At 69.1% G+C, this 18,979-nt stretch carries 19 protein-coding genes; 14 read left to right on the top strand and 5 right to left on the bottom strand.

Features of this window, described 5'->3' with window-relative positions; genetic code table 11:
* The first annotated feature begins 10 nt into the window (after positions 1-10).
* From D3H34_RS11790 to D3H34_RS11770, 5 genes are all read left to right on the top strand, one after another.
* Positions 11-1,087, top strand: coding sequence for an extracellular solute-binding protein (locus tag D3H34_RS11790; protein ID WP_119553641.1), 1,077 nt, complete (start codon positions 11-13; stop codon positions 1,085-1,087).
* Between the two features lie 6 nt (positions 1,088-1,093).
* Positions 1,094-1,915, top strand: coding sequence for an ABC transporter permease (locus D3H34_RS11785; RefSeq protein WP_119553640.1), 822 nt, complete (start codon positions 1,094-1,096; stop codon positions 1,913-1,915).
* Entirely contained in the window at positions 1,866-2,417 is a 552-nt protein-coding gene (locus tag D3H34_RS11780; RefSeq protein ID WP_119553639.1) for a TIGR00725 family protein, read from the top strand. The genes D3H34_RS11785 and D3H34_RS11780 overlap by 50 nt, the downstream gene beginning before the upstream one ends.
* A 160-nt stretch (positions 2,418-2,577) precedes the next feature.
* Positions 2,578-4,095 (top strand): AMP nucleosidase, encoded by a 1,518-nt coding sequence (locus tag D3H34_RS11775; protein ID WP_119553638.1) that lies wholly within the window; start codon positions 2,578-2,580, stop codon positions 4,093-4,095.
* Between the two features lie 121 nt (positions 4,096-4,216).
* Entirely contained in the window at positions 4,217-5,242 is a 1,026-nt protein-coding gene (locus D3H34_RS11770) for a Bug family tripartite tricarboxylate transporter substrate binding protein (RefSeq protein ID WP_205736714.1), read from the top strand.
* A 12-nt stretch (positions 5,243-5,254) separates the two neighbouring features.
* Here D3H34_RS11770 and D3H34_RS11765 read toward each other — a convergent pair whose 3' ends face one another.
* The gene (locus D3H34_RS11765; RefSeq protein WP_119553637.1) at positions 5,255-5,950 is read right to left on the bottom strand and encodes an ArsR/SmtB family transcription factor; all 696 of its coding nucleotides are present in this window, start codon (positions 5,948-5,950) and stop codon (positions 5,255-5,257) included.
* A gap of 83 nt (positions 5,951-6,033) precedes the next feature.
* Here D3H34_RS11765 and D3H34_RS11760 point away from each other — a divergent pair, with 83 nt between their 5' ends.
* Positions 6,034-7,212, top strand: coding sequence for a cytochrome P450 (locus tag D3H34_RS11760; RefSeq protein WP_119553636.1), 1,179 nt, complete (start codon positions 6,034-6,036; stop codon positions 7,210-7,212).
* Here D3H34_RS11760 and D3H34_RS11755 read toward each other — a convergent pair whose 3' ends face one another.
* Positions 7,213-8,178, bottom strand: coding sequence for a pyridoxamine 5'-phosphate oxidase family protein (locus tag D3H34_RS11755; RefSeq protein WP_119553635.1), 966 nt, complete (start codon positions 8,176-8,178; stop codon positions 7,213-7,215).
* Positions 8,175-8,825 carry a glutathione S-transferase family protein gene (locus tag D3H34_RS11750; protein ID WP_119553634.1) on the bottom strand — a complete coding sequence of 217 codons (651 nt, stop codon included), beginning with the start codon at positions 8,823-8,825 and terminating at the stop codon, positions 8,175-8,177. The genes D3H34_RS11755 and D3H34_RS11750 overlap by 4 nt, the downstream gene beginning before the upstream one ends.
* 105 nt (positions 8,826-8,930) lie before the next feature.
* Here D3H34_RS11750 and D3H34_RS11745 point away from each other — a divergent pair, with 105 nt between their 5' ends.
* The 7 genes from D3H34_RS11745 (at position 8,931) to D3H34_RS11710 (ending at position 15,818) form a co-directional block, all read left to right on the top strand.
* A complete protein-coding gene (locus D3H34_RS11745; RefSeq protein WP_119553633.1) occupies positions 8,931-9,830 on the top strand; it encodes a LysR family transcriptional regulator in 900 nt (299 codons plus the stop codon).
* 38 nt (positions 9,831-9,868) lie between these two features.
* Positions 9,869-10,825: an ATP-binding cassette domain-containing protein gene (locus D3H34_RS11740; protein WP_119553632.1), complete on the top strand. Its 957-nt coding sequence runs from the start codon at positions 9,869-9,871 to the stop codon at positions 10,823-10,825.
* An 11-nt stretch (positions 10,826-10,836) separates the two neighbouring features.
* Entirely contained in the window at positions 10,837-11,667 is an 831-nt protein-coding gene (locus D3H34_RS11735) for an ABC transporter permease (protein ID WP_119553631.1), read from the top strand.
* A 697-nt stretch (positions 11,668-12,364) separates the two neighbouring features.
* A complete protein-coding gene (locus D3H34_RS11725) occupies positions 12,365-12,817 on the top strand; it encodes a MarR family winged helix-turn-helix transcriptional regulator (protein ID WP_119553630.1) in 453 nt (150 codons plus the stop codon).
* 86 nt (positions 12,818-12,903) lie between these two features.
* Entirely contained in the window at positions 12,904-13,329 is a 426-nt protein-coding gene (locus tag D3H34_RS11720; protein ID WP_119553629.1) for an organic hydroperoxide resistance protein, read from the top strand.
* Positions 13,330-13,610: 281 nt separating this feature from the next.
* Positions 13,611-14,729 (top strand): DUF2855 family protein, encoded by a 1,119-nt coding sequence (locus tag D3H34_RS11715; protein WP_119553628.1) that lies wholly within the window; start codon positions 13,611-13,613, stop codon positions 14,727-14,729.
* 45 nt (positions 14,730-14,774) lie between these two features.
* Positions 14,775-15,818, top strand: coding sequence for a serine/threonine protein kinase (locus tag D3H34_RS11710; protein ID WP_119553627.1), 1,044 nt, complete (start codon positions 14,775-14,777; stop codon positions 15,816-15,818).
* Positions 15,819-15,836: 18 nt separating this feature from the next.
* Here the strand turns inward: D3H34_RS11710 and D3H34_RS11705 are convergent, their stop codons facing one another.
* Positions 15,837-16,196 (bottom strand): SH3 domain-containing protein, encoded by a 360-nt coding sequence (locus D3H34_RS11705; protein WP_119553626.1) that lies wholly within the window; start codon positions 16,194-16,196, stop codon positions 15,837-15,839.
* Between the two features lie 75 nt (positions 16,197-16,271).
* A complete protein-coding gene (locus D3H34_RS11700) occupies positions 16,272-17,159 on the bottom strand; it encodes a LysR family transcriptional regulator (RefSeq protein ID WP_119553625.1) in 888 nt (295 codons plus the stop codon).
* A 90-nt stretch (positions 17,160-17,249) separates the two neighbouring features.
* Between D3H34_RS11700 and D3H34_RS11695 the strand changes: the two genes are divergently transcribed.
* A complete protein-coding gene (locus D3H34_RS11695) occupies positions 17,250-18,968 on the top strand; it encodes an acyl-CoA dehydrogenase family protein (RefSeq protein ID WP_119553624.1) in 1,719 nt (572 codons plus the stop codon).
* The last annotated feature ends 11 nt before the right edge of the window (positions 18,969-18,979 follow it).

Raw genomic sequence — 18,979 nt, 5'->3', positions numbered from 1 at the left:
AGGAGCCACCATGCAACGCAGACATCTGATCCAGGCCGCCGGCGCATTGCCCGTGCTGGCGCTCGCACGCACCGCTTTCGCCTTCGACGGCCCCGAGCTCTATGCGGGCGAGAAGGCACTCTATGCGGAGGCGCAGAAGGAAGGCCTGTGCGTCTCCTTCGACACCGGCCCCGAGTGGGCCAACTGGAAGTCGCTGTTCCGCGACTTCAAGAAGCGCTACCCCGAGATCGAACTGACCTACAACGACATCGGCTCGGCCGCCACCGTGGTCGCGCTCGAAAAGACGAAGCGCCGTCCGCAGGCCGACACCGCCTACTACTTCGCCGCATCGGCCGTCGACGCCGCGAAGAAGGACGTGGTCGCGCCCTTCAAGCCCGTCAACTTCGACAGGCTGCCGCCGGTGTTCCGCGAGGCCGAGGGCCGCTGGTTCACCATCCACACGCTCAACATCGCCTTCCTGGTCAACAAGAAGCTGGTGAAGAACGTGCCCACCGGCTGGGCCGACCTGCTCAAGCCCGAGTTCAAGAGCACGGTCGTGTACCTCGACCCGCGCTCCACCGGCATCGGCCAGGTGCTGACCTTTGCCGCGGCGTACGCCAACGGCGGCAGCGTCGACAACGTGCAGCCCGGCACCGACTACCTGGGCAAACTGCATGCGGCCGGCAACGTGCTGCGCGTGGAAGGCACCACGCCGTATGCCAAGTTCCTGAAGGGCGAGATCCCGGTGTGGATCAGCTACGAGAACGACGGCCTGAAAGCCAAGCATGTCGACGGCATGGGCGACGCGGTCGAGGTCGTGATCCCCAAGGAAGCCAGCGTGGCCGCGCCGTATGCCATCAGCCTCGTGAAGAACGGCCCGAACCCCAACGCCGGCAAGCTGTGGCTCAACTTCATCATGAGCGAGGCCGGCCAGTCGCTGTTCGCGCAGGGCTTCGTGCGCCCGGCCGTGCCGGGCACGCCGCTGTCCGCCGACGTGGCCGCGAAGATGCCCGCCGCGCCGCAGATCAGGCCGCTCGACGTGGTGAAGGCCTCGGAGCGCAAGGCCGAGGTCGACAAGCTCTGGGCGTTGGCAGCACTGGGCAAGTAGGCCGCGATGAGACGCTTCGGCGCCTGGCCCGCCTGGGCCTTCATGGCGCTCTTCTTCGCGGTGCCGCTGGCGGCGCTGCTGCCCGAGGCCTTCGGCGAGGGCGGTAGCGCCTTCGGTCGGCTCTTCGACAACCCGCTGTTCTTCGGCGCGCTGCGCAACACGCTGGGCCTGGGCTTGGCGGCGGGCGCGATCTCGGCGCTGGTGGGCACCTGCATCGCCATCGAACTCGCACGCCAGCCCGAAGGCCGGCGTCAATGGATGATGACCCTGCTGGGCCTGCCGCTCGCGTTCTCGGGCCTGGTGATCGCCTACGGCTTCATCCTCGCCTTCGGCCGCGCGGGCTTCGTGACACAGCTGCTCGCGGGCCTGGGCGCCGACCCGGCCGTGATCGGCAGCTGGATCTACAGCGTGTCGGGGCTGGGCTTCGCCTATGCCTACTACCTGATCCCGCGCGTGGCGCTGTCGCTGTACCCGGTGTTCGCCAACCTCGACCTGCGCCCGGCGCAGGCGGCGCGCACGCTGGGCGCCTCGAAGGCGCGCGCCTTCTGGGACACGGTGGTGCCCGAGGTCTTGCCCTCGGTGTTGTCGAACGCCTGCATGGTGGCCGCGATTGCCATGGGCACCTACGGCACGGCGCTGGCGCTGGTGGGCACGCAGCTGAACATCCTGCCGCTGATGCTGCTCGCGCAGGTGGGCGACGGCGGTTCCGATTTCGCGGTGGCGGCGGCCCTGTCGCTGGTGCTGATGGTGGTGTGTGTGGTCGTGATGGGAGTGGGCGATGTCTTTACACGAAGGCGCGAGCGCGGTGCTGTCGGCGCCGGTCACTGAGGCGCTGACGCGCCTGGCGCAACGGCAGTGGGGGCCGCAGCGCCATCGCCAGCCGGTGGCGATGCTCGGCCCCGGCGACGGCGGGCCGGCCGAGTGCGAGGCCGCCTATGCGGTGGCGCATGCGCTGGCCGGCGCGGGCATGGCGGTGGTCTGCGGCGGGCGTGGCGGCGTGATGGCCGCGGCCTCGCGCGGCGCGGTGGAAGCCGGCGGCATCGCCGTGGGCATCCTGCCCGAGGACGACGACCGCCACGCCAACGAATGGCTCAGCGTGGCCATCCCCACCGGCATGGGCGAGATGCGCAACGGCATCATCGCGCGCAGCGGCGTGTGCCTGATCGCCATCGGCGGCAACATGGGCACGCTGTCGGAGATGGCGATGGGCCTGAAATGGGGCAAGCCGGTGTTCGTGATGCACGGCGACGTCGCACTGCCGGGCGCGGTGCAGGCCGCCAGCGTGGACGACATGCTGGCCAAGGTATTGGCCTGCCTGCTGCGGCCGTAGCTCTCCCCCAGGCTTCGCGCACTTCGTGTCGCTGCGCCAACCCCCTTCCGGGGGCAACACCTGCGGCCCGGCAAAGCCGGTTCCGCGGTGTTCCGCGAAGGGGCAATGGCGGATTGCCGCCGAAGCATCTCCGGGGGCGTCGGCATTGCACAATGACGGCATGCCCTACATGCCCACCTTCGTCGCTCCCGCCCGCTTCACCGACGCCGCCGCGGCGCTCGAGCAGGTCAAAGCCATCTACCAGGGCGGCCTCGCCCACCTGCGCGAGTCGATGCTGCGCTTCGTCGCCGGCGAGGCGCTGCCGGGCCGGGTGCGCGCCTGCTACCCCTTCGTGCGGGTGCACACCCACACCGTCTCGCGCCACACGCCGCCGGCCAATGCCGGACTGAGCTACGGCTTCGTGGCCGGCCCCGGCCGCTACGAGACCACGCTGACGCGGCCCGACCTGTTCTCGCGCTACTACCTCGACCAGTTCCGCCTGCTGCTCGAAAACCACCAGGTCGAGATCGAGGTGGGCACCAGCACGCAGCCCATTCCCATTCACTTCTCGTTCGCCGAGAACGACCACATCGAAGGCACCATGAGCGCCGAGCGCCGCGCCCTCATGCGCGACGTGTTCGACCTGCCCGACCTGGGCGCCATGGACGACGGCATCGCCAACGGCACCTTCGAGGCGCTGCCGGGCGAGCCGCAGCCGCTGTCGCTGTTCACGGCGGCGCGCGTCGACTACTCGCTGCACCGCCTGCGCCACTACACGGGCACGGCGCCCGAGTGGTTCCAGAACTTCGTGCTGTTCACCAACTACCAGTTCTACATCGACGAGTTCGTGCGCCTGGGCCACGAGGCCATGGCCGACGAGAACAGCGAGTACATCGCCTTCATCGAGCCCGGCAACGTGATCACGCGCCGGCGCGGGCTGGCGGCCGGCCACAGCGACACCTTCGCCCACCTGCTGGACGGCAGCCAGGGCACCGCACCGCCGCGCCTGCCGCAGATGCCGGCCTACCACCTCGTGCGCGAGGACTACAGCGGCATCACCATGACGAACATCGGCGTCGGCCCGGCCAACGCCAAGACCATCACCGACCACATCGCCGTGCTGCGCCCGCACGCCTGGATGATGCTGGGCCACTGCGCCGGCCTGCGCAACACGCAGCAGCTGGGCGACTACGTGCTGGCCCACGCCTATGTGCGCGAGGACCACGTGCTCGACGAGGAACTGCCGCTGTGGGTGCCGATTCCGGCGCTGTCGGAGATCCAGCTCGCGCTGGAGCGCGCGGTGGCCGATGTCACCCGCTTCGAGGGCCCCGACCTGAAGAAGATCATGCGCACCGGCACCGTGGCCAGCACCGACAACCGCAACTGGGAGCTGCTGCCCGCCAACCAGCCGCAGCGCCGCTTCAGCCAGAGCCGCGCGGTGGCGCTGGACATGGAAAGCGCGACCATCGCGGCCAACGGCTTCCGCTTCCGCGTGCCCTACGGCACCTTGCTGTGCGTGAGCGACAAGCCGCTGCACGGCGAGATCAAGCTGCCCGGCATGGCCAACCACTTCTACCGCGAGCGCGTCGAGCAGCACCTGCGCATCGGCATGCGGGCCATCGAGATCCTGCGCACGGAAGGCACCACGCGGCTGCACAGCCGAAAGCTGCGAAGCTTCGCGGAAGTGGCTTTCCAGTAGGCCCAGTAGCAGAACGGCGCGGCCGGCGGCTGCGCGCCTCAGGGTTATTCCCTGTGCCTGCATGCGCAGGATTGCCGTGTTTCCCGGACATCATTCGAGGTGTCACACAAATGGAAACACGATGCGCCCGTCTTCATTGCCGCCTGCCGCCGCTCTTCCCCTGTCCCGCCGCCGTTTCGGCTCCTGGCTGGCCGCCTCGGCCGCGGCTGCCGGTGCGGGCCAGGCCGCGCTGTGGGCCGGCAACGCCCGGGCGGCCGACGCGCCGGCCAGCAGCAAGCTGCGCATCGTGATTCCCGCGAACGAAGGCGGCGGCTGGGACCAGACCGGCCGCGCCCTGGGCGCCGCCCTGCTGGCCTCGGGCGCCGTGGGCAACGTCACCTACGAGAACATCGGCGGCAAGGGCGGCACCATCGGGCTGGCCAAGTACGTCGAGAAGTACGACGCCGACCCCGAGGCGCTGCTGGTCAGCGGCATGGTGATGGTCGGCGCGGTGGCGCTGCAGAAGCCCGCCATCACGCTGGCGCACGTGTCGCCCGTGGCGCGGCTGACCAGCGACTACGAGGTGGTGGCGGTGAAAGCCGACTCGCCCATCAAGACCCCCAAGGACCTGATCGCCCAGCTGCGCGCCGATGCCGCCAACACGGTCATCGCGGGCGGCTCGGCCGGCGGCGTGGACCACATGTTCGCCGGCATGCTAGCGCGCGTGGCCGGCGCCTCGGCCGCGCTGAACTACCAGCCGCACCCCGGCGGTGCGCAGGTGGTCGAAGCGCTCGAGACGGGCAAGGCTGCGGCCGGCGTCTCCGGCTACAGCGAATTTGCAGAGAGCATCGCCAGTGGCAAGCTGCGCGCCATCGGCGTGTCGTCGAAGCACCCGTTCCAGGGCATTGCGTCGGTGCGCCAGCAGGGCGTGGACGCCGACCTGGCCAACTGGCGCGGCGTGATGACCGGCAAGAAGGTGCCGCCCTACCGCCGCGCCCAGCTGCTCGAAGCCGTGCAACGCGCCACCACGCACGACCTCTGGCAGAAGACCATCAAGCGCAACAACTGGGACCCATACTGGATGGCGGGGAAGGACTTCGAGAGCTTTCTCGAACTCGACACGGCGATGGCCGGGCCGCTGATCTATCTGCTCAAGCTGAAGGCCTGAGCGCGCTCTCTTTCAGGCAAACAGTTCCGGCATCTCCCGCTGCGCCTTCGGCGTCAGCGTGAGCGCGCGCCCGTCGAGTTCCTGCCGCACCCAGCCGCGCCGCAGCGACAGCTGCAGCCACGCGGCACCGAGCGCGCCGCCCAGGTGCGGGCGGCGCTCGCTCCAGTCGAGGCAGGCACAGGCGAAGCGGCGGCGCGAACGGCGCACGGTATCGACCTCGACACCCAGGCTCTCCAGCGCGATGGCGCCGTCGGGCGTGAGTTCGTACGAGCCGCTCGCCAGTCCGCTGAGCCAGCCCTGCGCATGCAGCCGGTCGTGCAGCGCCACGCCGGCGGTGCCGGCCATGTGGTCGTAGCAGGTGCGGGCGCTGCGCAGGCGGCTCGGCGTGTTGGGCTGGAAAGCGGCTGCGGCGGGACGCGGTGCGCCGGCCACCACCATGAGGCTTTCGAGCGCGGCGGCCACGTCGTCGCTGGCCAGGCGAAAGTAGCGGTGCTTGCCTTGCACCAGTACCTCGACCAGCCGCTCGTCCTTCAGGCGCGCCAGGTGCGCACTCGCGGTCGAGGCGGCCACTTCGGCCACGGTGGCGAGTTCGGTCGCGGTGCGGGCGTGGCCGTCCATCAGGCAGTTCAGCATGCGGGCGCGCGCGGGTTCTGCGATGGCGCCGGCGAGGCGGGCGAGCTGGAAATCGGAAGCGGTGGAGTCGTCCATGCGGCCATCCTAAGGCGACGGCGCATCCCACACTTCGTTCGCGACCGAAGTGTGCCGGCGGCCCCGAACGCACACTGCGCGCCATGACTACTGCTGTGCTCACCCACCCCGCCGATCCGGTCGCCGCCGCCACGCACGCCGACCCGTACCCCTACTACGCCACGCTGCGCGACGGCCCGCCGCTCGCCTGGCACGAGGGCTTGCGCGTGTGGGTCGCCAGCCGCGCCGACGTCGTCACGCAGGTGCTGCAGGCCCACGGCGCGCTGCGTGTGCGTCCCGCCGCCGAGCCCGTGCCGCGCGCGCTCGTGGGCAGCCCGGCCGGCGAGGTATTCGGCCACCTCGTGCGCATGAACGACGGCCCGGCGCACCAGGCGCACCGGCCGGCCTTGCAGCGGGCGCTGGCCGGGCTCGACCTGCATGCCGCGCACGCAGCCGCGCTGGAGGTCGCACGTCAGGTGCCCGCGCAGGCGCCGCTGTCCGAGGCGCTGTTCTCGCTGCCTGTGCGCGCGATGGCGCACCTGCTGGGCTTCGATGACACGGCACTGCCACAGGTGGACCGCTGGATGCGTGATTTCGTCGCCTGCCTTTCGCCGCTGTCGAATGCCGACCAGCTGCAGGCGGCCAGCGCGGCAGCCGGCGAGTTGATGAACCGCTTCGAAGTCCTGACCGCGAATGCCTCGCCGCGTGACGGCACGCTGCTCTCGGCGGTGCTGTCCGAGAGCGCCGCAAGCGCGCCGCTCTCACGCGCGCTGCTGGCCAACCTCGTGGGCCTGCTCTCACAAACTTGCGATGCAACGGCGGGCCTGCTGGGCAACAGCCTCATTGCGCTGACACGTGAGGCCGCGCTGCGCCCGCTGGCGCGCACGCGCGACGGACTGCTCGCCATCGTCGAAGAAACGGCGCGCCACGATCCATCGGTGCAGAACACGCGCCGCTTTGCCATCGAGCCGGTCGAGATCGCCGGCACCTCGCTGGCGGCGGGCGATGCGGTGCTGGTGCTGCTGGCCTCGGCCCACCGCGACCCCGCGTTCAACCCCGAGCCCGACCGCTTCATGCCCGTGCGTGCGCGGCGCCGCGTGCTCGGCTTCGGCCATGGCATGCACGCCTGCCCCGGCCAGGCGCTGGCCTGCACGCTGGCCGCGGCGGGTCTGGAAGCGCTGCTGCGTCAGCGCACGCCCGCTCCCGATGCCCTCCATGCACTCGGCGCGAGCGGCTGGCACTACCGGCCATCGGTCAACGGGCGCATCCCCGTCTTCGACTGATCAATGCGCGGCCCAGCGGCCGGTGCCCGCGAGGTGCGGCGACAGTGCCGCTTCACCCCAGCGCAACGGCAGCGCACCCGGACGGCGCAGCGCGCGCGTCACGTGAAAGCGCATCAGCCGCTCCGCGCCTTCGAACGCCTCCACTTCGGGGCCTTCCGTGACGATCTCCGCCGTGGCGCTCAGGTGCAGCAGCTCGCCGGTGTCGAAGTCGACGAAGAGCAGGCCCGCGCGCGGGTGCGCCTGCAGATTGCCGAGCGTGTTGAAGAAACGGTTGCCATTGAAGTCGGGCACCGTGAGCACGCCGCCCGCATCGACACGCACGAAGCCCGGCCGGCCGCCGCGGTGCGACACGTCGACACCGTGCGAGCGCGCATCGGCCTCGTCGCCCACCGCGGCGGCATCAGGGTAGGCGGTGGCGATGAACAGCGTGTCGGCGGCGCCGATGAGGCGCTCGGCGGCAAGGTCGAGCGTGTCGAGCCACTGCGCTGCCGGCAGATCAGCCGGCGGCGTGGCGAACACCGGCTCGCGCGCCTGGATGTAGCGCGGGCAGTTGCCGAAGCTCTGCTGCACCTCGACCATGAAGCCTGCTCCATCGAGCGCCTCGACCGTGCCGTTCATGCGGTTGCGCCGCCGCGTGTGCGGCTGGATGCCCAGCAGCCCGAGCGTGGCGCCCGGCTCGAGCTGACCCGTGAGCGGATCGCCCGCGCCCGGCAGCGCATCGACGCGCAGGTGTGTCGCATCGGGCGAGTGCGCGAAGCCGGCCGGTGCCGCGAGCATGCTGGCCCACGGCTGCAGGTCCGCATCGAGACTGCCGACGACGAGGAAGGGCAGCAGCGCAAAGAAGTCGCGGTGCTGGTCGGGCATGTAGTCGCGGATCACGCGCGGCCCGATCGCCTCCATCTGCTCGCGCGCGCCCACCAGCGACTGCAGCGCGCGCTCTCCTGCGTGGAACGGCGCGGCGATCATGACGCCACCGCCAACCCGACCGGCGAACGCACCATCGGCACGAACCCGGGCAAGGCTTCCACACGCGCCAGCCAGGCACGCAACTGCGGGTAGGCGTCGAGCGACACGCTGCCTTCGGGCGCGTGGGCCACGTAGGCGTAGTTCGCGATGTCGGCCAGCGTGGCCGACGGGCCCGCGAGGAAGGGCTGGTCGGACAGGCAGGTCTCCATCACCGCGAGCAGTGCGTGCGAGCGCTTGACGGTCTCGGTGCGGTCGGCGTCCAGGCCAAACAGCACCATGATGCGCGCGGCCGCAGGCCCGAACGCCAGCGGGCCGGCCGCCACCGAGAACCAGCGCTGCACACGCGCCGCGCCCACCGGGTCGCGCGGCATCCAGCGCGCCGGATCGGGGGCGTAGCGTTCGTTGAGGTACACGAGGATGGCGTTGGAATCGGCCAGCGTGACATCGCCGTCCTCGATCACCGGCACCTGGCCGAAGGGGTTGCGCGCCAGGAACTCCGGCGTGCGGTGCTCGCGCTGGCGCAGGTTGAGTTCGACGATCTCGAAGGGCAGGTCGAGCAGCGTGAGGAACAGGCGCACGCGGTGCACGTGGCCCGAGATGGCACTGCCGTAGAGCTTGATCGATTGAGCGGGCTTGTTGTCGGCCATGGGGAGTCCTTCAGGTGGGTATGTCTCGAATTCTTCTCTCTTCCGACAAATGAATGAATAGCTTTTGGTGGATTTGACTGCTGCGTTTTCCGGTTTAATCGCGTCATGGATCGCTTCAAGGCCATGCAGACCTTCGTGCAGATTGCCGACCAGGGCAGCCTGACCCGCGCCGCCGAGGCGCTCGGCAGTTCGCTGCCCGCCGTGGTGCGCGCGCTGGCCGCGCTCGAGGCGCACCTGGGCGTGCGCCTTTTTCACCGCACCACACGGCGCCTGTCGCTCACCGAGGAAGGCCGTCACTACCTGCCGAGCGCGCGCGAGGTTCTGCTCGCGGCCGACGCCGCCGACCAGGCGCTGAAGGCCGAGGCGCGCGAGCCCGCCGGGCAGCTGGTCATCACCGCGCCGGTGCTGTTCGGCCACATGTACGTCGCGCCCGCCATCGTGCGCTTCATGCAGCGCCACGAGAAGGTGCGCTGCAGCGTGCGGCTGCACGACCGCACGGTCAACCTGCTCGAAGAAGGCATCGATGTCGGCATCCGCATCAGCCCGCTCGAAGACTCGTCGCTGGTGGCGCAGACGCTGGGCAGCATCCGGCGTGTGGTCGTGGCCAGCCCCGCCTTCCTGGCGCAGCACGGCGTGCCGCGCCATCCGCGCGATCTGGCGGGCATGCCCTGCGTGCGCGGGCGCGTCGACGCGCCGCCGCAGTGGACTTTTCGCGAGGGCGGCGACGGCGGCAAGACCGTGCACGTGACGCCCGACAACCGCCTCGAGTTCAACCACCTCGCGCCCGCCGTCGAGGCCTGCGCCGCAGGCATGGGCTTCGGCACCTTCTTCTCCTACCAGGTGCTGCCGCACGTGGCGCAGGGCCGGTTGCAGCTGGTGCTCGAAGACTACGAGCCCGCGCCCCGGCCCGTGAGCGTGATCTACCCGAACGCGCGGCTGCTGCCGGCGCGCACGCGGGCCTTCATCGACTGGATGAAAGAGGAGTTCAGCGGCCTGCGCATGTAGGCGGTGCACTGATTGGCCGGCTGCGTCAGAATGGCCGCGTGCCGTCCCACACCACTCCCTCTTCACCTTCCTTCTCCCCGCTGTTCCAGGTCCGTGCGCTGCGCAAGCGCTACGGCGAGACCACGGTCGTCGACGACCTCTCGTTCGAGATCGCACCCGGCGAGTGCCTGGGCGTGATCGGGCCCAACGGCGCGGGCAAGACCACCACGATCCGCATGTGCCTGGGCCTCACCGCACCCGACGGCGGCAGCATCGAGGCGCTGGGCCTGCAGATGCCGCGCGACGCGCTGGCCATCAAGGCGCAGCTGGGCGTGGTGTCGCAGTTCGACACGCTCGACCCCGACTTCAGCTGCGCCGAGAACCTCGTCGTGTACGGCCGCTACTTCGGCTTCAGCAAAGCCCAGGTGCGTGCGCGCGTGCCGCAGCTGCTGGAGTTCGCAGCGCTCTCGCACAAGGCCGACGCCAAGCCCGGCGAACTGTCGGGGGGCATGCGGCGGCGCCTGTCACTGGCGCGCGCGCTGGTGAACGACCCCAAGTTGCTGCTGCTCGACGAGCCCACCACCGGCCTCGACCCGCAGGCGCGCCACCTGATGTGGGAGCGCCTGCAGGTGCTGCTGCAGCAGGGCAAGTCGATCCTGCTGACCACGCACTTCATGGACGAGGCCGAGCGCCTGTGCTCGCGCCTGCTGGTGCTCGACCACGGCCGCAAGATCGCCGAAGGCCGCCCGCGCGATCTCATCGCCGAGCACTTGGAGCCCGACGTGGTCGAGGTGTACGGCAACGGCGCGCTGTCGCTGGCCGGCTCGCCCGAACTGCAGGCGCTGGCCGCGCGCGTCGAGGTGAGCGGCGAAACCGTCTTCTTCTACACGCAGGACGCACGGCGCCTGCTCGATGCGCTCACGCAGCACAGCGGTTTGCGCACCTTCCATCGGCCGGCCAACCTGGAGGACCTGTTCCTCAAGCTCACTGGCCGCCAGATTCGCCAGGACGGGTAGACCTTCTTTCTATGAATACAACCACTGCTTCTTCCGTGCCACCTTCCTCGCCCTCGGTGTGGCGTGCGCCTGAACTGTCGATGCGCTGGTGGCCGGTGTTCCTGCGCAACCTGCTGGTGTGGCGCAAGCTCGCTTTGCCCAGCCTGATCGGCAACATCGCCGAGCCGCTGATCTGGCTCGTGGCCTTCGGCTACGGCATGGGCGCGCTCGTGGGGCAGGTGACGGTGGACGGCACGCAGGTGCCCTACATCCTGTTCCTGGCCAGCGGCTCCATCTGCATGAGCGCGATGAACGCGGCGAGCTTCGAGGCACTGTACTCGGCGTTCTCGCGCATGCATGTGCAGAAGACGTGGGACGGGATCATGAACGCGCCCGTGGGGCTGGACGACATCGTGCTGGCGGAGATGCTGTGGGCGGCGTTCAAGTCGATCTTCACGGTGACGGCGATCCTGTTCGTGATGCTTGGGCTCGGGATCAGTCACAGCCCGAAGTTGATCGTGGCGTGGATGGTGTTGATCGGGTGTGGCATCACGTTTTCTTCGGTGGCGTTGATCTTCAATGCGTTGGCGAAGGGGTATGACTTCTTTACCTACTACTTCACGCTGTTCATGACGCCGATGATGTTCTTGAGTGGGGTGTTTTTTCCTTTGGAACAGCTGCCTTCTGTTGTGCGGTCTGTGGCGGCGTGGCTGCCGTTGACGAATGCTGTGGCGTTGGTGCGGCCGCTGTTCATGGATCGGTGGCCTGAGGGGTGGTGGGTGCATGCGGCTGTTTTGGTTGTGTATGCGGTTGTGGCTTTCTGGATTGCGTTGGCGTTGACTCGGAAACGGTTTCGGGGGTGATTTTTTGGGCGTGACCCGGTTTGCTTCCCGGGGCCGGGTCTCGCCCCGGCGGGCGACCTACTTTTCTTTGCTTCGCCAAAGAAACGTAGGCAAAAGAAAAGCGACCCTGCTGTCTGCGTCCCTTCGCTTCGCTACGGGCAACCTGCGGTGCTCACGTTCCGCGGGGTCTCGCCCAAACTCGCTTCGCTCAGACAAGGGCGAGCCCTGATCCGCGAAACGCTGCGCTCCTCGGCGCATACAGAAGGGATGAGGGAACCGAACTCGCCATCGCTGCGCTCGGCTTCCAACACCACACGGGCCTTCGCTTCGCTCGGCCTGGCGCTCTCCCCCCTGAATCCAGGGCCGAGCAACGCGAAGGCCCGTCTCGGCCCGAGCGCAGCGATGGGCCGTCCCCGCCCCTCCCCTCTGGCTGCGCCGAGGAGCGCAGCGTTTCGCGGATCAGGGCTCGCAGCTGTTTGAGCGAAGCGAGTTCTGCGAGACCCCGCGAAATGCGAGCACCGCAGGTTGCCCGTAGCGAAGCGGAGGGACGCAGACAGTGGGGTCGCCTTTTCTTTGCTTACTTTCTTTTGGCGAAGCAAAAGAAAGTAAGTCGCCCGCCGGGGCGAGACCCGGCCCCGGGAAACAAAACAACCACCACCCCAAGTCACCCAAAACAACTACATTGCACACAATTGAATTGCGAACTACAATTCCCCACATGCCAACGAACCCCCAACAAGACGAGATGCTCAAGCTGGACAACCAGCTCTGCTTCGCCGTCTACTCCGCCTCCTTGGCAATGACCCGCCTCTACAAGCCGCTCCTCGAAAAGCTGCAGCTCACCTACCCCCAATACCTCGTCATGCTCTCTCTTTGGGAGCAAGACGGCCCCACCGTCTCCGCCCTCGGCGAGCGCCTCTCGCTCGATTCCGGCACGCTGACCCCCCTGCTCAAGCGCCTCGAAGCCAACGGCTACGTAGCCCGCGTCCGCGACGTCGCAGACGAGCGCCGTGTCCACATCACGCTCACCGCGGCAGGCCGCAAGCTCAAGGCCCGCGCCGCCAACGTCCCCGAGTGCCTGATGGCCGCCACCGAATGCTCGGTGCCCGAGCTGATCGCCCTCACGCAGCAGATCCAGACTCTGCGCGACCGCATCCGCAAAGCCGCCTGACAGGCACACAGACACACAAACCGTTCAGAGTTCTCCCCGGCCTCCCCAGGAAGCCCTTTCACCACCCCAAGCCAAAGGAAATCACCATGACCACCAAGCTCGACAAAGTTCTCTACACCGCAGAAGCCCACACCGTCGGCGGCCGTGACGGCGCCGGCAAGTCCAGCGATGGCGCCATCGACGTCAAGCTGAGCTCGCCCGGTTCGGGCAAGCCCGGCACCAACCCCGAGCAGCTGTTCGCGGTCGGCTACGCCGCCTGCTTCATCGGCGCCATGAAGGCCGTCGGCCCGAAGATCAGCGTGAAGGTGCCGGAAGACGTCGCCATCGACTCGAAGGTCTCCCTCGGCCCGACGAACGGCGGCGCGGCCTACGGCATCTCGGTGCAACTGGCGATCACGCTGCCCGGCCTCGACGCCGAGCAGAAGAAGCTGCTGGTCGACACCGCCCACCAGGTCTGCCCTTACTCGAACGCAACGCGCGGCAACATCGACGTGGAACTCACGATTGTTTGAGCTCGCCCCCAGGCTTTGCGCACTTCGTGTCGCTACGCCAACCCCCTACCGGGGGCAACACCTGAGGCCCGGCAAAGCCGGTTCCTCGGTGTTCCCTTGAAAGGAACCAGAAAGCGCCCCGGCCACAAGCCAGGGCGCTTTTTTTGTCTGTCGCGCTATCTGTCTCACGGGTGACGCCGAAACGCCTGCCGCGATAGCGCCTTTCACCAAGCTTGGCTAATGTGGCCGCACGTCTCGTCCCGCCCACCCCGTCCTCAACGCACACCCGTGGAGATCGACCCATGAGCACCACCCACCTCCTGATCCGCAAAGACCAGCTCGCCACCGCGCGCCTGCACACCGACACCACCGAGCGGCCGCTGGCCGACGGCCAGGTGCGCGTGCGCATCGACAGCTTTGCGCTCACCTCCAACAACATCACCTACGCCGCCTTCGGCGATGCGATGAGCTACTGGCAGTTCTTCCCCTCCGAGGAAGAAGGCTGGGGCAGCATCCCGGTGTGGGGCTTCGCGAGCGTGGTGCAGTCGCTGCACCCGGGCGTGGCCGTGGGCGAACGGCTCTACGGCTACTGGCCGATGGCCACGAGCGCGGTGCTCAGCCCCGACCGGCTCTCGCCCGCGCGCTTCACCGACGCGGCGCCGCATCGCGCCGAGCTGCCCGCGGTCTACAACCAGTACTTCCGCTGCAACGCCGATCCGCTGTACACCACCGACACCGAAGACCTGCAGGCGCTGCTGCGCCCGCTGTTCATCACCTCGTGGCTGATCGACGACTTCATGGCCGACAACGATTTCTTCGGCGCCACCACCATGCTGCTGTCGAGCGCGTCGAGCAAGACGGCCTACGGCACGGCCTTCCAGCTGCACCAGCGCGAAGGCATCGAGGTCGTCGGCCTGACCTCGCCCGCCAACGTGGCCTTCTGCCAGAGCCTGGGCTGCTACGACCGCGTGGTGACCTACGACGCGCTGGACAGCATCGCGGCGGACACGCCCTGCGTGTACATCGACTTCGCCGGCAACGGCGAACTGCGCACCGCGATCCACGAGCGCTTCGCGAACCTCAAGTACAGCAGCTCGATCGGCGGTACGCACGTGGAGCAACTGGCGTCCAAGGGTGCGGGCAAGAGCCTGGCGGGCCCGCGCGCCACGCTGTTCTTCGCGCCCGCGCAGATCAAGAAGCGCACAACCGAATGGGGCGCCGACGAGTTCGGGCGGCGCATGGTGGCGGCCTGGCACCAGTTCCTGTCCAAAGTGACCGACACCAACAACCCCTGGCTGCATGCCGAGCACCACCACGGCGGCGAGGCGGTGCAGGCCGCCTACGCGCAGGTGCTGGCGGGCAAGGGCGACCCGCGCACGGGTCATATCCTCTCGCTCTTCAAGACGCCGGGCGGGCGCTGACCCTGAGCCGGACGCGGTGAGGGTCCGTGTGGCGACAATCGCCGCATGACCCTTTCTTCTGCCGCGCCCGCGAATACCCATCCTTACGAGAGCCTCACGCCCGACGTGGTGCTCGACGCGCTCGCGACACTCGGCCTGCACGGCGACGGCCGGCTCACCGGCCTGAACTCCTATGAAAACCGGGTCTACCAGGTCTACCTGGAGGACCCGAACCCTCACCCGGCGGTGGTCGTCAAGTTCTACCGCCCCGGTCGCTGGAGCGAGGCCGAGATCCTCGAAGAGCACGCCTTCTCGCTCGAACTCGCCGCCGGCGAGGTGCCGGCCGTGCCGCCGCTGGCCTTCGACGGCAAGACGCTGCACCACCACGCCGGCTTTGCCTTCAGCGTGAGCCCTTACCGCGGCGGTCGCGCGCCCGAGCTCGACAACTTCGAGGTGCTCGAATGGGTCGGCCGCTTCCTGGCCCGCATCCACACCGTGGGCAGCGCCCAGCCCTTCGCAGCCCGCCCCACGCTCGACCTGCAGACCTTCGGCCTCGACTCGCGCGACTGGCTTCTGGAGAACGACAAGATCCCGCTCGACATGCAGCGCGACTGGGAAAAGACCTGCAACGAGGCGCTGGACATGGTCCGCGCCACGGCCCTCGCGCTGCAGCCGCCGGCCTCCGATTTCCAGCCGCGCAAGCTGCGCCTGCACGGCGACGTGCATCCCGGCAACATCCTGTGGACGCCCACCGACCGCCCCGGCGGCGGCCCGCACTTCGTCGACCTGGACGACGCGCGCACCGGCTTCGCGGTGCAGGACCTGTGGATGCTGCTGTCGGGCGACCGCGCGCAGCGCACGGCGCAGCTGTCGGGCCTGCTCGACGGCTACGAGCAGTTCCGCGAATTCGACCGCCGCGAGCTGGCGCTGATCGAGCCGCTGCGCACGCTGCGGCTCATCCACTACAGCGCCTGGCTGGCGCGGCGCTGGGAAGACCCGATCTTCCCGATCAACTTCCCGTGGTTCGGCTCCAGCGACTACTGGAAGGGCCAGATCCTCGTGCTGGAAGACCAGTGCGAGCAGATGGCGGAAGAGCCGCTGTACGCCTGAAAGCGGGGCGCCCCGGCGTCAATCGCGGCGGGCTTCCTGCAGGCTTTCCAGGGGAACCCAGCCGCTGCGGGCATCCGAGGGGCGCTCGCACCACGCCCAGCCATTCAAGGTCCTGGAACTGATCAGCACGTCGCCTTCATCGACATCCAGCTCCCGGGCTGTGTAGTCTTCCAGCGCCTGGCCGTGCCCCGCCCCGAGGCGCTCGATGATCTGCCCCGGCACCCAGCCTTCCTGCTGACCGGCGGCGCGACAAAGGTACCAGTGGTCCCACGCTTCGGGCCCTTCGTACTTCTCGCCGATGGTGAGCTGCGTGCCTTTGACGAAGGTGATCGGCTGGGGATATTCGCTCCGATGCCGGGCAACGGCTGTGTATCTCATGATGCTGCGGGTTCCTGGTGTTTCGTCGCGACCGCCATGGCGCGAGCGACATCCCGGGACCTTACCAGCGCCCGGTCAGCCCGCAGCGTGGCTCAGTGCCACGCCTTCCAGCAGGCGCTCCACCAGCACATTCGACGGCCCCGCACGCCACACGCCGTAGGCCTCCGACTGCGCCACGTCGCGGTCGAGCGGGCGGAACACCGCGCCGCGCAGCGCCGAATGCCGCATCGCCTGCGGCACCAGCGCAACGCCCATGCCTTGCGACACCAGCGACACCACGGCCAGCCAGTGCCGCACCTCGTGGCGCACCTCGGGCAGGAAGCCGGCCTCGACGCAGATCGAAAGAATGCGCTCGTGGTAGTCGGGTGAGGCTTCGCGGGAGAACAGCACGAAGGGCTGGGCCTTCAGGTCGGCCGGTGCCAGCACGCGCTTGCGCGCCAGCGCATGGCCGGCGGGCAGGCAGGCCACGAAGGGCTCGGACAGCAGCAGCCGGTGCTGCAGCTCGGGCGGCATGCGGCTGGTGTGGACGAAGCCCAGGTCGAGCCGGTCGTGCAGCAGCTCGGCGATCTGCACGCCGGAGTTGAGTTCGCTCAGCGTGATGCGCACCGCCGGATGCCGCGCCTGGAACGCGCGCAGCGCGGGCGGCAGGCCGCGATACAGCATGGCGCCGACAAAGCCGATGCGCAGGCGCCCGGCCGAGCCGCTGGCCACGTCGCGCGCCTCCAGCGCGGCCTCCTCGGCCTGCTGCAGCACGCGCCGCGCCGACACGCGCAGTGCCTGGCCCGCCGGCGTGAGCCGCACCTCCTTGCTGTTGCGCTCGAACAGGCGCGCGCCCACCGAGTCCTCGAGCTGGCGGATCGCCACCGACAGCGGCGGCTGCGAGATCGCCAATCGCCGCGCGGCGCGCCCGAAGTGCAGCTCTTCGGCGAGCACGGAGAAGTAGCGCAGGTGTCGCAGTTCCATGAATAGGCAAATCGAATCGAACAAGACCAATTCAATATTAGACACAGATCATTGCCAATTCAACAATGCGGCGAACAAGGAGACGCCCGCATGCCTACATCCGCTGCCACCGCTGCCGCCGCGCCCCAGACCGCGCACCCGATCCCCGATCGCCACGGCCAGAACCTCTTCACCACCGACAGCGAGCTGCACACCCTTCTCGCGCTGTACCTGCCCGATGCGCTGCGCTCGCACATGCGCCCGCACTTCGAGCGCCTGGGCGGCCTGGCGGGCGGCCTGCTCGACGAGCTGGCCGGCACCGCCGACCGCAACCCGCCCACGCTGAAGCAGCGCACGCGCACCGGCATCGACGAGCAGAAGGTCATCAAGCACCCGGCCTATGTCGAGATGGAGCGTCTGGCGCTCAGCGAATTCGGCCTGGCCGCGATCTCGCACCGCGACGAGACGCTGGGCTGGAAGGGCAAGATGCCGCCGCTGGTCAAGTACGTGCTGACCTACCTCTTCGTGCAGGCCGAGTTCGGCCTGTGCTGCCCGGTGTCGATGACCGACTCGCTCACGCGCACGCTGAAGAAGTTCGGCGCGCCCGAGCTGGTCGAACGCTTCCTGCCGCGCCTGACCTCGCTGGACTTCGACGAACTCGCGCAGGGCGCGATGTTCATGACCGAGCAGGCCGCCGGCTCCGACATCGCCGCCACCGCCACGCTGGCGCACCGCGAGGCCGACGGCAGCTGGCGCATCCGCGGCGACAAGTGGTTCTGCTCCAACCCCGACGCCGACTTCGCGATGGTGCTCGCGCGCGCCGACGATGGCCCCACGGGCATGAAGGGCGTGTCGCTGTTCCTGCTGCCGCGCCGGCTGGACGACGGCAGCCTCAACCACTACCGCATCATCCGCCTCAAGGACAAGCTGGGCACGCGCTCGATGGCCAGCGGCGAGATCCGCCTCGACGGCGCCGTCGCCTACCTCGTGGGCGAGGAAGGCCGCGGCTTCCAGCAGATGGCCGACATGGTCAACAACTCGCGCCTGTCGAACGGCGTGCGCGCCGCCGGCCTGATGCGCCGCGCCGTGGCCGAAGCCGAATACATCGCCGCCGAACGCCGCGCCTTCGGCCGCACGCTCGACCAGATGCCGCTGATGCAGCGCCAGCTCGACAAGCTGCGCGTGCCCGCCGAGCAGGCGCGCACCATGGTCTGCCAGACCGCGCAGGCCCTGGCGAGCTCCGATGCCGGCGAACCCGACGCCTACGCACTGCTGCGCATCCTCACGCCGCTCATCAAGTTCCGCGCCTGCCGCGACGCGCGCCAGGTCACGGGCGATGCGATGGAAGTGCGCGGCGGCTGCGGCTACATCGAGGAGTGGAGCGATCCGCGCCTCGTGCGCGACGCGCACCTGGGCTCGATCTGGGAAGGCACCAGCAACATCGTGGCGCTGGACGTGATCCGCGCCGTCAAGCGCGAAGGCTCGCTGCCCGTGCTGCGCGCGCATTGCGAAGGACTGATCGCCGCCGCGACCACGCTCGCCCCGGCCTTCGCCGCCGCGCTGCGCGACGCGCTGGCCCGCGCCTGCGCACTGACCGAGACCGCCGCGCGCGAAGGCGGCGACGTGCTGGCCCGCCAGGCCGCCTCGGCGCTGTACCACTGCACCAGCGCCGCCGCGATGGCCTGGGAGGCCTCGGCCGGCGGCTCCGACGACCGCCTGCGCTGGGCCCAGCTGGTGCTGCTGCACCGCGTGCTGCCGCGCGACCCGCTCGCGCCCGATGCGATGCCGGCGGACTGGAACAGCGCCGTGGTGCGCACCACCACCGCCTGAACCTTTTCCTT

The sequence above is a fragment of the Acidovorax cavernicola genome, assembly GCF_003581445.1.
This window is presented reverse-complemented; position numbering and strand designations above follow the sequence as displayed.